This window comes from Aquimarina spongiae (genome assembly GCF_900141785.1).
GTDB lineage: Bacteria > Bacteroidota > Bacteroidia > Flavobacteriales > Flavobacteriaceae > Aquimarina > Aquimarina spongiae.
On the sequence record NZ_FQYP01000002.1, the window covers coordinates 1 to 14,031 of the forward strand.

Annotated in this window: 13 protein-coding genes; 6 read left to right on the forward strand and 7 right to left on the reverse strand. The window is 34.7% G+C overall.

Going from position 1 to position 14,031, the window contains the following annotated elements; all coding sequences use genetic code 11:
* Window positions 1-807 precede the first annotated feature (807 nt).
* Both BUE24_RS04620 and BUE24_RS23850 read right to left on the reverse strand, forming a co-directional pair.
* Entirely contained in the window at window positions 808-1,461 is a 654-nt protein-coding gene (locus BUE24_RS04620) for a DUF4386 domain-containing protein (RefSeq protein WP_073314482.1), read from the reverse strand.
* 270 nt (window positions 1,462-1,731) lie between these two features.
* The gene (locus BUE24_RS23850) at window positions 1,732-1,908 is read right to left on the reverse strand and encodes a hypothetical protein (RefSeq protein ID WP_170864557.1); all 177 of its coding nucleotides are present in this window, start codon (window positions 1,906-1,908) and stop codon (window positions 1,732-1,734) included.
* A gap of 288 nt (window positions 1,909-2,196) precedes the next feature.
* On the opposite strand from BUE24_RS23850, the gene BUE24_RS04630 reads away from it, so the two are divergent.
* Together BUE24_RS04630 and BUE24_RS04635 are read left to right on the forward strand one after the other, a co-directional pair.
* Entirely contained in the window at window positions 2,197-4,401 is a 2,205-nt protein-coding gene (locus BUE24_RS04630) for a PAS domain-containing sensor histidine kinase (protein WP_073314486.1), read from the forward strand.
* Window positions 4,398-4,766: a response regulator gene (locus tag BUE24_RS04635; RefSeq protein ID WP_170864558.1), complete on the forward strand. Its 369-nt coding sequence runs from the start codon at window positions 4,398-4,400 to the stop codon at window positions 4,764-4,766. Before BUE24_RS04630 ends, BUE24_RS04635 begins: the two co-directional genes overlap by 4 nt.
* 15 nt (window positions 4,767-4,781) lie before the next feature.
* Here the strand turns inward: BUE24_RS04635 and BUE24_RS04640 are convergent, their stop codons facing one another.
* The 3 genes from BUE24_RS04640 to BUE24_RS04650 all read right to left on the reverse strand — a co-directional run bounded on the left by BUE24_RS04640 (window position 4,782) and on the right by BUE24_RS04650 (window position 7,432).
* Window positions 4,782-5,891, reverse strand: a complete 1,110-nt coding sequence (locus BUE24_RS04640) for a DEAD/DEAH box helicase (RefSeq protein ID WP_073314490.1) — start codon at window positions 5,889-5,891, stop codon at window positions 4,782-4,784.
* Window positions 5,892-5,967: 76 nt separating this feature from the next.
* Entirely contained in the window at window positions 5,968-6,327 is a 360-nt protein-coding gene (locus BUE24_RS04645; protein ID WP_073314492.1) for a hypothetical protein, read from the reverse strand.
* A 211-nt stretch (window positions 6,328-6,538) separates the two neighbouring features.
* Entirely contained in the window at window positions 6,539-7,432 is an 894-nt protein-coding gene (locus BUE24_RS04650; RefSeq protein ID WP_073314494.1) for a DUF72 domain-containing protein, read from the reverse strand.
* Between the two features lie 303 nt (window positions 7,433-7,735).
* Between BUE24_RS04650 and BUE24_RS04655 the strand changes: the two genes are divergently transcribed.
* The gene (locus BUE24_RS04655) at window positions 7,736-8,143 is read left to right on the forward strand and encodes a glyoxalase (protein WP_073314497.1); all 408 of its coding nucleotides are present in this window, start codon (window positions 7,736-7,738) and stop codon (window positions 8,141-8,143) included.
* Window positions 8,144-8,145: 2 nt separating this feature from the next.
* Here BUE24_RS04655 and BUE24_RS04660 read toward each other — a convergent pair whose 3' ends face one another.
* Together BUE24_RS04660 and BUE24_RS04665 are read right to left on the reverse strand one after the other, a co-directional pair.
* A complete protein-coding gene (locus BUE24_RS04660; RefSeq protein ID WP_073314499.1) occupies window positions 8,146-9,102 on the reverse strand; it encodes a phosphoribosylaminoimidazolesuccinocarboxamide synthase in 957 nt (318 codons plus the stop codon).
* Between the two features lie 52 nt (window positions 9,103-9,154).
* The gene (locus BUE24_RS04665; RefSeq protein ID WP_073314501.1) at window positions 9,155-10,111 is read right to left on the reverse strand and encodes a PhoH family protein; all 957 of its coding nucleotides are present in this window, start codon (window positions 10,109-10,111) and stop codon (window positions 9,155-9,157) included.
* A gap of 261 nt (window positions 10,112-10,372) precedes the next feature.
* Between BUE24_RS04665 and BUE24_RS04670 the strand changes: the two genes are divergently transcribed.
* The 3 genes from BUE24_RS04670 (at window position 10,373) to gldG (ending at window position 14,001) form a co-directional block, all read left to right on the forward strand.
* Entirely contained in the window at window positions 10,373-11,203 is an 831-nt protein-coding gene (locus BUE24_RS04670; RefSeq protein WP_073314503.1) for an SAM hydrolase/SAM-dependent halogenase family protein, read from the forward strand.
* Window positions 11,204-11,279: 76 nt separating this feature from the next.
* On the forward strand, window positions 11,280-11,564 hold the full coding sequence (locus tag BUE24_RS04675; RefSeq protein WP_073314505.1) for a putative quinol monooxygenase: 285 nt from the start codon (window positions 11,280-11,282) through the stop codon (window positions 11,562-11,564).
* Between the two features lie 40 nt (window positions 11,565-11,604).
* Window positions 11,605-14,001, forward strand: coding sequence for a gliding motility-associated ABC transporter substrate-binding protein GldG (gldG, locus tag BUE24_RS04680; RefSeq protein WP_073314507.1), 2,397 nt, complete (start codon window positions 11,605-11,607; stop codon window positions 13,999-14,001).
* The last annotated feature ends 30 nt before the right edge of the window (window positions 14,002-14,031 follow it).

Consider the following 14,031-nt stretch of genomic DNA (forward strand, 5'->3'; position numbering starts at 1 on the left):
TTAATTCTCCTTCTGGGGTTTGGGCTTGTGCCAGTAACCCCAAAACGAAAAATGCAATTAAGCAATTAAGTTTAGTAAGTTTCATAATTAAATTGGTTTTAAGTTTACGAAAAGGTCATTATTTATTAGCGGATTTCTTATCCAAAGAAGTATGATGTTTTCTATTTTTTCTTCAGAGCAAGTACCATGTCAGAATGAAAAAGCTAATTGGGGAATAAGCTATTATAAAATAGAAGTTGGTAAATTGTTAATCAATAAAATCAAGTGTATGAATAAGGAGAATCCGCTAATATTAATTTTGTGGATAATTCAGTGTAAATTTTATTTCATATTAATGCCAGGAAACACCTGAATAAAAAGCACAGTGCTTAAAATTAAAAGATATACATCTTGCATGAATTGTTGTAAAATGCGTTTTCTAAAGCAATTGTTGATAAATTGTGTACTACTTCGAGGTTTTAAGAAGGTAAACATATGGGGGTAAGTTTATTGGTTTTAAGATATAGCAAAGCTATTTGATGCATTTTTAAATATAATACACGATTTTATCTATCTTTTGTATTTTTTTAACCTCTTTGATTCTTGTAAACCTTTGCAAAAAAGTTTTTTTTTGTGCTAAATAAGGCAATCTTACGCCCTGTATGAGTTGATTACGTTCGTATTCTCTACTATATACTAACAACGGAGAGCCACCCATAGATTGTTAAAATAACGATTAATTTCAGGTAAACGAAAAAATTGGTAATTTCGAGGGAATCAAATCTACCTGAGTACAGTTCAAAATAATCGAATCTAGAATAATTACGTTCATATATTGCTATGGGCTTGTTTTTTTACTCCTCGAATTACGAACCATAAGATGAATATTAACTCTCCAAAGGTCATTAACTCCAGAATTAAGTTAAGTTGATCAAAATCAGGGAAAATTAATTTTAGTAAAGAGTTAATGAGATATCCAAAACCAGCAATAAATAGGAAAATTCCGATTAATTTGGGAAACCAGTCAAACTTATACGCTAACCAACCAAGAGGTAACAACCACAATCCCCAAAATATTATCGAAATATACATTCTCTGATTATAGAGTTCTAATAGTTGTAGGACTTTATTAGGATCTTCTAAATGCCCAACAACACTTAAGTTTATGGTTTCATTAACCATTGAGATAGGCACACTTACCAATGCCAGGATAAGCAATAGAGTTGATGCTGTCTTATCTAGATCTTTGAACAATTGATAAAAAAGAAAAGGAATAATAATAAAAAGCAATTGTGTGATTAATCTTCCTGCAATTCCAAGTCTAAATAGTAACATATTTTCCTTAATATTTTCGGACGTCGCTATTGGATCGGCAAAATCAATTAAGACTGAAGGAACATACATAATGCCAAACATTCCAAAAAGCATCCAAATTGGGTAAAGAATTCTAAGGTTCCTAACAATACTTGTTTTGTTTTCCATGATTCAATTTTTAGAAACTAAGCAGTGGATAATTTTGAAACTTCTTAGCAGATTAAAAATATACGACGATTGTATAGGAAGTATGTTACTTGAGTCTCTTCTTTTTCCAAGTGGTCTACAACATATGTGCAGTGACTTAAGATTAATATATACTAATTTAAAAAATGAGATTTGCATTGAACATATTAAATTGGTCACATAAAAAATCCTAATGAAAAGCTTAAAGGCAAACTGGTTCCCAGAAGGTTCTTATCTTACCATAAACAATCCCTATCTACTTTTAGCAATAATCAAACTGTTTTTTTTCTTTCTCTTTTTTACGTAATGATCACATTTAGAATCTGAAGAAAAACCTACTTTCAATTTCAAACAATACACTCTTTCGGCAAGTACACCGTCGTAATCCACCGATCCTGCTTTGGTGCAATTGATACATGACTCTTTCATTCTTTTTACTTTTTATTTTTCCCTGTCTAACGATGTTTAGCTTATAGTAACTGCCAAAACCAAAATAAATTCTACACCTAATGTTAATTCTACGTCAAGGATATATTATCCTTCCGCAAATCTCTCAAAAACATAGGTGTTTATTCCATTTATTATGGATGCATAACAGTTTTTCTACCGTTACACTGCCTTATTTTACGGCTTTCCCATAGAAAGTTTGTCTTTACGGTAAACCTCAATATAAATTGAAAATCATTTTGTAACTTTAAGATATATATACCCTGAACTATGCCTTTTAACATAGCACAATTAGAAGTTCTTGCAGAAAAAACGCAGCTTTTTCTTTTTATCTTTTCACCAGAAGGAGAGATCATTGCGTTTAATAAAAGATGTGAACTTTTGTTCCCTGAAGGTTGTGATGGAATAAAAGGAAAAAACATAACGGATTTTGTAATCGATGATGATGTGCAGGTATTTACCGACACCATTTCGAACCTAACCGTACAACAACCTAAGACTAATGAGTCTTTTACGTTTCCCTCTGGAAAAATGGGAGTCCTCTCTTTAAAGTTCGACTTTACGCTTTGTGATAATTTGGTGTATGCCGCTGGTATAGATACCACCGAAGAATATAAAGAGCATAGAGCACTAATTACGATTTCCAAACTCACCAAAACCGGAGCCTGGTATTTTAATCCAAAAAGCAAAGAAATGTACTGGTCTCAAGGGTGCTATTTTGTTAAAGACCTAGATCCCGGTACACCGATGACTCGGGATTTAGGAGCTAGCTTTTACCCCGAAGAGTCCAGAGCGCGGGTAGAAAACTATCTGGACACCCTGCTACGAACAAAAAGACCCTATGAGTATACCGAAAAGATCATCACTGCCAAAGGAGTAGAAAAATGGGTAAAAGTAGTGGCTCACCCAGTGATCTATAAAAACGAAGTGGTCTTTGTAAATGGAACTATTGCCGATATTACCGAACGCTATAACTACATCGAAAAACTAAAGTATAACGAAGAGACTAAGCACCTAGCACTAAAAGGAATTCAATCTGGTCTTTTTGATCATATCATCCCAGAAAATGAAGTTTACTACAGTGCCGAATTTAAACGAATGTTGGGGCTTCCTTGCAATCAAAACCAAGTGTCTGAAGAGGTTTTCAGACAGATGATCCATCCTGAAGATGTAGAAAATGCGATGCAACGACATTCTGAAAATCTAAACAAACCAGATAACTACTATTTTAATCATTACCGCCTAAAAGATAACTCTGGGGAGTACCGATACTATGAGGTACACGGTTTCAGAAGAAAAAATGAAAACGGCAAAACGATACGCATGATCGGAAACCTAATCGATGTGCATCAAAGAAAGGTACATGAAAAAACCATAGAAGAGAATAAAAAACGACTTCAGGCTATGGTAAACAATGGGATGGATTATGTGGTACTTTTGAATACCAAAGGAGAAATTCTAATGGCCGATGAGGATTCTGTAAAGATTATAAAACGGGACTTTAATGTTAATCCAAAAGAATCTACCTGCCAATTTATCGATGTTATCCCTATAAACTTCAAAACGACCTTTGCTCATTTTTTTAATGAAGCCATAAAAGGAAAAATTGTAAAAGAGGAAATAGAACGAGTTACCCCTATGGGAGTGAATCAATGGCTGGAAATCAAATATATCCCCATTTTTGATGACCAACTAAAAACGGATTCGGTATTGATCACTTTTCATGATATCACCGAAGAAAAACTGGCTCGTATTGCCATTAGGGATGCGCATATCAAAGAACAGGAATTAAGTGATCTCAAATCGAATATCTTGTCTAATTTTAGTCATGAAATACGAACCCCTCTTAATGGAATCATCACCATTAGCAAGCTTTTGCTAGACGATCACAGTAAAGAAGAAAAAGACCAACTCAAAGATTATCTTCAGGAAAGTCAAGACCGATTATTAGATACTTTGGATACCTTGGCTGGTTTTAGTGAGATTGAAACTATACAGAAGAATCTACAGTACACCAAACAGGACATCAATTATGTGGTAGAAACCTCACATCGGGACCATAAACATCTCGCAAAAGCCAAAGGCCTTGATTATTTTCTGGATTTGGACGAGTCAAGTCCCGAGGCCCTAATTGACGAAGGACTATTTAAAACTGCCATAGATCATATTATTAATAACGCCATCAAGTATACGAACATCGGAAGTGTAAGAGTAAAGATTAGCACCCAAGAGTCGAAAAAAAATATTTATATTTATATCATTGATACCGGAATCGGAATCGGCAAAAAATTCTTGAATAAAATATTTGATCCTTTTATTCAGGAAAGCATTGGTTTGAGTCGAAAGTATGAAGGAACCGGTATTGGCCTTAGTTTATCAAAGCGATATATTGAAATCTTAGGAGGAGAAATAAATGTAAAAAGCAAGCTAAACAAGGGTACCGAGTTTACGATTATAATTCCGAAATGCCTATGAATATTCTCTACGTAGAAGACAACAAAATAAATGCAATGGTGATGGATAAGATGTTGTCTAAACATAATTCTAATGTTATTATTGCAGAAAATGGTAGCGAAGCACTAAAATTAGTACGAGAGAAAAACCTTGATCTTATTTTGGTAGATATCAACTTAGGCTTAAATCAAATGGATGGTTGTGAGCTATTGCAACGTTTCAAAAGACTGGAAATTCTTAATAACATTCCTGTGTTTGCCGTTACTGCCTATGCCATGCCCGGTGATGAGCAACGATTTCTTAGATTAGGATTTGACAACTATTTCTCTAAACCAGTAAATTTTGAAAAGTTAATATCTGCTATTTCTACCCTAGCGATCAACTAATCTTCTATACGAATATTACCGTACTTGTCCGAATCTAATTCCGAGTTCTTTCTCTATAGACCGAATCATTTTTACCTCGGCTCTTGTCACCAAGGCTAGCGAAAGCCCTGTATTACCTGCTCTGGCTGTTCTACCACTTCGATGTGTATAGTATTCTATCTGATCCGGAAGTTGATAATGAACAACAAAAGCCAAATTTGCTACATCGATTCCTCGGGCTGCCACATCTGTAGATACCAAAAGTTGTAATTTTTTACTCCTAAAAGCCCGCATCACCTTATCTCGGTCTTTTTGAGTCATCTCCCCTTCTAGCAATCCAACTTCATAATTCTTGGCTTTTAATTGTTTTGATAATGTTCTTGCTGCAACCTTAGTCTTTGTAAAAATAATACCTCTGTTGTCCTTTTGTGTCTTTAAGAAATACGTGAGTGTATCCAACTTTCCAGCGTCTTCTCCTATTACAAATTGATGATCTATTCCTTTGTTAGCAGTGTCTTTACGGTCTACCTCTATTCGAACTGCATTTTTTGCTACATAGGTGTTGATAATCTCATTAAGACTATGCGGCATGGTGGCAGAAAATAACCAGATATTACGATACCCTTTGGTTTTATTTAAAATAGTAGTTAGATCTTTTTTGAATCCCATGCTCAGCATCTCGTCAGCTTCATCCATAACCACAGTATGAACACGAGAAATATCTACTACTTTCTTATCTATCAAATCGATAAGTCTTCCTGGAGTAGCTACAATAATATGGGTTGGTCTCTTTAATCTGGTGATTTGGCGTTCAATCTTTTCCCCTCCATACACAGATTCTGTGAATATTTTATGGGTGTACTTGGTGAACTTAAAAAGCTGTTTTGCGATTTGTTGTCCTAATTCACGGGTAGGCGCTAGAATTAATGCCTGTACCTGTTTTTTGTTAGGATCTATTTTGGAAAGTAACGGAATACCAAAAGCCGCAGTTTTTCCAGTTCCTGTTTGTGCTTTACCAATAAAATCAGTTTGCTGCTCAAGCAAGATAGGTATGGCTTGTTCTTGGATTTTGGTGGGCACCACAATACCCATTTCTTTTAATCCTTTATTAAAGTCTTTAGGTACTCCTAAATCTGAAAACGTCATAGTTCACGAGTTTAAAGTGCAAAAGTAATTGAATAATAATAATTATTCGCATACAATTCAAACTCATAAAAATGGTTTAGCAAGAAATTTTCACAAAGTATCTGAAAAGTTGTCTTCTGCTTTTGATATTTAATCCTCTTTTATGAAAGTGAGTATGATCCATACAAAAACCTCCAAGGCAATTTAGATCCTCTTCTTTTTCAGAAGACATAATATCTAATAAGGATACATCATTACAATGATTATGTTCAGCTTCTAACTCAAGGTTAGCCAATAAAACAATAATAGTATCCGCATCCAAATGTGTATTTATGGATACCTTTTCGTGGGTATGCTGATGTGCTATTTGAAAAGTAGGTGTCGACGATTGAGAAAATCCAAGGTTGGATAAAAATATAAAAACCAATAAGAAAGAATAGTGTAGAAGTTTAGTCATATAGCTCATTATTAGGGGATTGAGTTTTGTTTTTTACAATTCAAAGGTAAATTCGTACAATTTAAATCCATAAATTCTTACAAAATTACTTTTAAATTCATCGGCAAAGTACATATATTATCGTTTAAATGCAAGTTTAAACTGATTTTTAACACTTTAGCTTTGAAATTAGTAAGACAAACTACTTATCCTTATATAAAAACTATATATGCTACTCAAATAATCTAGGCTCATTAGACAAATGAGCAGGTAAATGCAACTGCAAATTTAGCTTTTCGTTTAGCTTTTTGATAAAATATCCAGACAATAATGGAGATTCTTTTTCTATGTTTTGATGTACAAAAAAATGAATATGGTTGATTCCGTAGCCTTTCCAGGCAACTAATCTTTCAATCCAATCATCTAACCTAGAATAATCAGTATCGTGATTTGCGCCTACATAACGCACAAAAGCTTCGTCGTTGGTAAGTCGCATATGCAATAGATCTCTGCGTCCTGCACTATCTGTTATAATATTGGCAATCGAATGTCTTTCTAAAAGATCATACAACTCATTGGCTACTGTTTCATCATTAAACCAATCTGTATGCCTAAATTCTACTGCTAATCGAACTTCCTTGGGCCATTTCTGAATAAAATTAACAACTCGATCAAAGTTTTTGGGAGCAAAGTTCCCATGCATTTGTAAAAAAATGGTTCCTAGCTTTTCTTTGAGATGTATCGCATTGGCCAGATACTCATCTACATAAGGATATACATCCTCATTTAATCTTTTGAGGTGAGAAATATTTTGTACTAGCTTTGGGAAAAACTTAAACCCATCTGGGGTCTTGTCATACCACTTCTTGAACTGATCTTCTGGAAATATTCTATAAAACGTGGCATTGAGCTCTATACTATTAAATTGCCTCGAGTAATACTCAAGCTCATCTTTGGTCCCTCTGGGATAAAACCCTTTAAGATCCTGTCGATTCCATTTGGCACATCCCACATGTACCGATAGACTATTTGTACTTGTTTCTTTTAAAACTCTTGGAGTTTCAGAATGATCATTAGGTAAAGTAAAATCAATGATTTCAGGACGTTCTACACTGCCAAATTTCATAAGAATATCAAAAATTAGTTGCTATTAACAAAAATAGGGTTTAATTAGTTATGCTATCTATTTTAAGAAGACAAACTATATGGACTCTTTTCTTAGCAATTCTCACCCCACTGTAACCTTATTATTATGAATAACTTATAGTTCTCCTAACTTTTCAGAAACATTAAAGTCATAAGTTATCAACGCACACAAAACATCCTGTACAACCAAAATAAACATTGTTTATAAGTAGTTTAAAACTCTAAATACAGACTTGAATTTTGCATAAAACATTTAAGTAACTTTAGTAAACCTTCTTTAATTATGGAAAACAGGGAATCTAATTTATTGGCAATGCGTCCGCAATTGCTGAATGCAAGAGTATCAGATAATATGTCTAATGACGAGAGGTTTCAGAACAAAACCATTAGACCTATTATAAAATTACAAGGAGATTTATTAATCGTAGTATTTAAAAACTACATCAAAAAAAGGAAAAACACTTTCTACGAGCTAAAGCTCGAAAAAAGAATGGAATTTATTGAGAACGCCATTCAAAAGGACATGAAATTCAGAAATAGTTTAAAAGGAATGATCATAGGCCAGTTTACGGTAGAAGAATATCAGATTTATATCCAAAATTCTTCTGCCCTCAACAAGCGTATGATGAATATTGTAAAAGAACGCTTGCAAGACAATGTGCAATTGCTTGAGCATTCTTTAGCCTCTTAGACTTATACTGTAGTCGTCTTTAAATAAGACAGCACATTGTTCTCTATGCGTTGTCTTATTTGAGACACGTCTGCTTTTTCAAAAGAAGTAGCGGTAATGTTCTCGAACAGTTCTATGTATCGATCTGAAACAGATTGAATATATGTCTCTGTCATTTCAGGAACTTGCTGTCCTTCTTTACCTTGAAATCCATTGCTAATTAACCACTGACGCACAAATTCTTTGGATAGCTGTTTTTGAGGCTCTCCTTTTTGTTGCAATTCTTCATATCCATCTGCATAGAAGTATCGTGAAGAGTCTGGTGTATGAATCTCATCAATCAGCACTATTTTACCGTCCTTGGTTTTCCCAAATTCATATTTGGTGTCTACCAAAATCAAACCACGTTGTGCTGCAATCTCTGTTCCTCTCTGAAAGAGTTTACGGGTATAGTCTTCCAATACCAAATAATCCTCTTCGGATACAATGCCTTGAGCCAAGATTTCTTCTCTCGAAATATCTTCATCATGCTCTCCGTTCTCCGCTTTTGTAGAAGGAGTAATAATAGGCTCTGGAAATTTATCATTTTCTTGCATTCCTTCTGGCATAGATACACCACAAAGCATTCTTTTGCCAGCTTTGTACTCTCTTGCTGCATGACCAGACAAGTATCCTCTGATTACCATTTCTACTTTGAAAGGTTCACAAAGATGACCTACGGCAACATTGGGATCTGGTGTAGCAATCAACCAGTTTGGCACCAAATCTTCAGTAGCCTTCATCATTTGGGTTGCAATCTGGTTTAGAATTTGCCCTTTAAAAGGAATTCCTTTAGGCATTACCACATCAAAAGCCGATAAGCGATCGGTGGCAATCATTACCAAAAGTTCATCTCCTATATTATATACTTCTCTTACTTTTCCTTTATAAACCGATTTTTGATTAGGAAAGTTATAATTTGTACTTACAATTGTATTCATTGATCATTGATTAATGTTGAGTCTTTGTGTTTCTACCGAAACCAAGACTACATTATCCATTTCTATTTTCTATTTCTTTGTAGGCTGCAATTACCTTTTTCACCAATTTATGACGAATCACATCTTTGTCATCCAGGTGGATAATCCCTATACCCTCAATATTTTTTAACACAAGTAACGCCTCTTTAAGCCCTGAAGTGACTCTGCGCGGTAAATCGATTTGACCTGGATCTCCAGTAACGATAAACTTTGCATTTTTACCCATACGAGTCAAAAACATCTTCATCTGCGCATGAGTTGTATTTTGAGCTTCATCCAAAATTACAAATGCATTATCCAAGGTTCTTCCTCGCATAAATGCCATTGGCGCAATTTGAATAACTCCTTTTTCAATCAAACTATTTAGTTTTTCACTAGGAACCATATCTCTTAAGGCATCATACAAAGGTTGCATATAGGGGTCTAGCTTTTCTTTTAAGTCCCCTGGTAAGAAACCTAAATTTTCTCCAGCTTCTACTGCTGGTCGGGTAAGGATAATACGTTTTACCTGCTTTTCTTTAAGCGCTTTTACTGCCAAAGCAACTCCTGTATAAGTTTTTCCGGTACCTGCTGGTCCTATCGCAAAAACCATATCATTCTTGTAGGAGCACTCTACTAATTTCCGTTGGTTTGCGGTTTGGGCTTTGATCAATTTACCTCCTACCCCATGTACCAAGGTTTCTCCGCTATTCTTAGACGTTTCATAATCTGCTTTACTCTCACTGGTAAGTACGCGTTCGATTATATTTTCGTCTAATTTATTGTATTTGCCAAAGTGTTCCAGTAACATGTTCAAACGAGTATCAAACTCTTCCAACATGTCCTCGTCACCATACACCTTCATTTTGCTACCTCGTGCTACAATTTTAAGCTTTGGGAAATATTTTTTTAACAATTGAATATTGCTATTCTGAAGTCCGAAAAATTCTCTCGGGTTAATTTCTGTAAGTTCAATAATAAGTTCGTTCAAAAGCTATACGAATTTTAGTATGAATTGTTTTTAGGATTAACTAAGTTTGTTATTTCGAATTTAATCGGAAAAACAAGTTGGTTTTATTGGGAAAAATGAAATGATCAATGGTAATTTACACACGAAGAGTATACGATAATACACTCTTCTAAAACGCTAATTTCTTTCATTTTATCTTTCTGACAAAACCTTTTTAAAGTTCGAAACAAATTTACATATTTTTAAGCGCTTACGATTAAAAGATATTAACAATTATTGTTCATGCCAATTATTACTTTAACTACAGATTTTGGAATTAAAGATCATTTTGTGTCTGCGGTTAAAGGGGCTATCTATTCAGAATTGCCAGAGGCCAATGTTGTTGATATCTCTCACGAAATTTCTCCCTTTCATATTACGGAAGCCGCATATATCATTCAAAATGCTTACAAAAGCTTCCCAAAAGGGAGTATTCATATCGTAGGTATAGATAGTGAGATGCATGCAGAGAACAAGCACATTGCGGTTAAACTGGATGATCATTATTTTATTTGTGCCAATAATGGATTGATATGCTTAATCACCTCTCAGTTTAATCCTGAAAAGATTGTTGAAATCAATATTCATGATGCTATAGTTTCTAACTTTCCAGTTTTGGATGTTTTTGTAACTGTCGCTTGCCATATTGCAAGGGGTGGAACACTAGAAGTTATCGGGAAACCTATTTCAGAAATTAAAACCATTAAAGGGATAACTCCAATTGTAAATGTGGGGAACAAACAGATTGTTGGAAGCATCATCTATATAGATAACTACGGCAACCTTATCACCAATGTAACTCGCAAGCTATTTGACGATGTAGGTAAAGGAAGGAAATTCAAAATAACTGCGCGAACCGCAGTTTTTCAAAAGGTATATAACCGTTACAGCGACGCCATAAATTTTGAGATTGAGAAAAGTAGACGTGAGGAAGACGGTAAAAAACTGGCGATTTTTAATTCGTCAGGATATTTGGAGCTTGCCATCTACAAGAGTAACCCCAAGACTGTAGGAGGAGCTTCAAGTCTTTTTGGTTTGTATTACAGAGATACAGTAAGTATCACTTTTGAATAGTTTTTTTTAATGTTTATTAAAGAAAAACAAAATATAAAACTTTGTAGCTTTGCCCTTTGGGTTGAAATTTAAAACAATGATAATACGGATTGTAAAAATGGGCTTTGTCCCCGATCAAATTGATGCTTTTCTTGAAAACTTTGAAAAGAATAAAGATAAAATCAGACATTTTGAAGGGTGCAGCCATCTACAACTCTTAAGAGATATACAGCATACGCATCAATTTTTTACTTATAGTCATTGGGAATCTGAAGAACATCTCAATAACTATAGAAACTCTGCGTTATTCAAAGAAGTTTGGGCAAATACAAAAAACAAATTCAACCAAAGACCAGAAGCCTGGAGTGTGGATGCCGTTTAATTTTTATGTTCATCCTTTCAATCTATAAACCTGAGCACATATGCTACCATTAATACGAAAAGAAATAAGTACCTTTTTTTCTTCGGCCGCCGGATATTTGGTGGTTGGTATTTTTTTAATCTTAAATGGACTTTTTCTTTGGGTTTTTAAAGGACAATACAATATTCTGGATAGTGGTTTTGCAGACCTATCTCCCTTTTTCCAAATAGCTCCTTGGATATTGCTTTTTTTGATTCCTGCGGTAACTATGCGTAGCATTGCCGAAGAAAAAAGGCAAGGCACACTCGAATTATTAATGACCAAGCCGCTACCTGTATGGAAACTGGCAGTTGGTAAATATTTAGGTTGTTTTTTACTGATTCTTATCGCCTTTATTCCTAGCATTCTATATGTGATCAGCATTTATCAACTAGGCAACCCTACTGGGAATCTGGATATAGGAAGTACATTAGGGTCTTACATTGCGTTATTGCTTCTAGGAGCAACATACACTGCTATAGGGATATTCTCTACCGCGATCACCAAAAATCAAATTATAGCATTTCTGATTGCGCTTTTTTTATGCTTTGTATGTTATTTTGGGTTTAGTGAATTCGCGCAGTATGCTTTTTTAAATTCAGATTCATTCAGTGCAGAGGAGTTAGGGTTAGCTTTTCATTATGATAGGATTAGCAAAGGAGTATTGGACACCAGAGATATCTTCTATTTCTTAGGGATTATTATCTTATTTCTAATTTTGACCATTATTGCGCTTAACAAAGGTGATTTCAAACAAAAAATCAAACCTATAGCTATTGGACTAGGAGCTATATTGTTTATTAATGTAGTTGGAAACTCCTTCTATAAAAGATTTGATCTTACCCAAGATCAACGTTTTACTTTATCTTCGGCCACAGAAGATTTAATCTATCAAGCAAAAACACCAGTAGTCATAGATGTTTTATTAAAAGGAGATTTTCCTTCAGAATTTAGGCGTTTGCAACAAGAAACTACACAGGTTTTAGAAGAGTTCAACGCCTTGAATTCGAACATTCAATATATTTTCACCAATCCTTTTGAAGAAGAAATTTTACGTTCCGAAACGATTGAAGAACTACAGCGTTTTGGACTAACTCCTATGGAGGTTAGTGTAAAAGAAAGCGGGAAGACAGAGATCGAAACCGTTGTGCCTTGGGCGATACTCAGTTATCAGAATAGAAGTATAAAGGTACCTTTGATCAAAAACACCATTGGAGCCACATCAGAAGAACGTGTTAATAATTCGATACAACAATTGGAATATGCTTTTGCTGATGGGTTATCGAAGTTATTGAATCCCAAAAATCAAAAAATAGCTGTGTTAAAAGGCAATGGCCAGTTACCCGATATACAAATTGCAGACTTTATAAAGACACTTCAGGATTACTATTTTGTTGGCGCTTTTACTTTAGATTCGGTAGCTAGTGATCCAGAAAAAACGCTAAATGACCTGGAAAGGTTTGACATGATCATCAACGCAAAACCGACAGAGGCATTCTCTGAAAAAGAGAAGTATGTCCTAGATCAGTTCATAATGAAAGGAGGTAAATCTCTTTGGTTGCTGGAGTCTGTAACCATGGAAGTGGACAGTCTAATGAACCCCGAGGGTAGTGCGGTGGCCGTAATGCAAGATCTTAGACTGGGAGATGCTTTATTTTCTTATGGTGTACGTGTAAATCCGGTTATTGTGAATGATTTGTATTCTGCTCCTCTGGTATTAGCTTCTGGACAAGGAAATGATACGCAATTTACTCCATACCCATGGTTTTATGCTTCTCTAACCAAAAGCAATAACAATCATCCGATTGTAAAAAATACAGAATCCGTCAAATTCGATTTTGCCAATCAGATCGACACTCTTAAAAACGAAGTTAAAAAAACAATTTTACTTACTAGTTCTGATAAATCGAAACTAGAAGGAGTTCCCAAAGAAATAAGACTAGATATTATCAGAAAAAAACCAGATATCGCCAGCTATAATCAAGGTCCACAAGATTTGGCTGTATTGTTGGAAGGAAAGTTTAAATCCACCTACAAGGATCGTATTAAACCGGTTAATCTGGATACTCACATCGATTATAGTAATCCAACAAAAATGATTGTAATCGGCGATGGAGATGTTATTCGCAACAAAACCAGAAGAGGACAACCTATAGAATTGGGGTATGATCCATATATGAATCTAAAATATGGTAATAAAGAGTTCTTGCTCAATTCGATCAACTATTTATTGGATGATTCTGGTCTGATAGAAGTACGTAGCAAGGAAATTGAAATTCCTTTTCTGAATGTAGAAAAGGTAGTAGCCAACAAAACACTATGGCAAGTAATCAACATTATTTGCCCTCTATTGGCTCTTGGCGCATTTGGTTTTCTCTTTTCCTGGATGCGAAAGAAACGCTATCAAAAATCGAGTTAAAATCTATTTTCTATCTTTGGGATAAGCGCA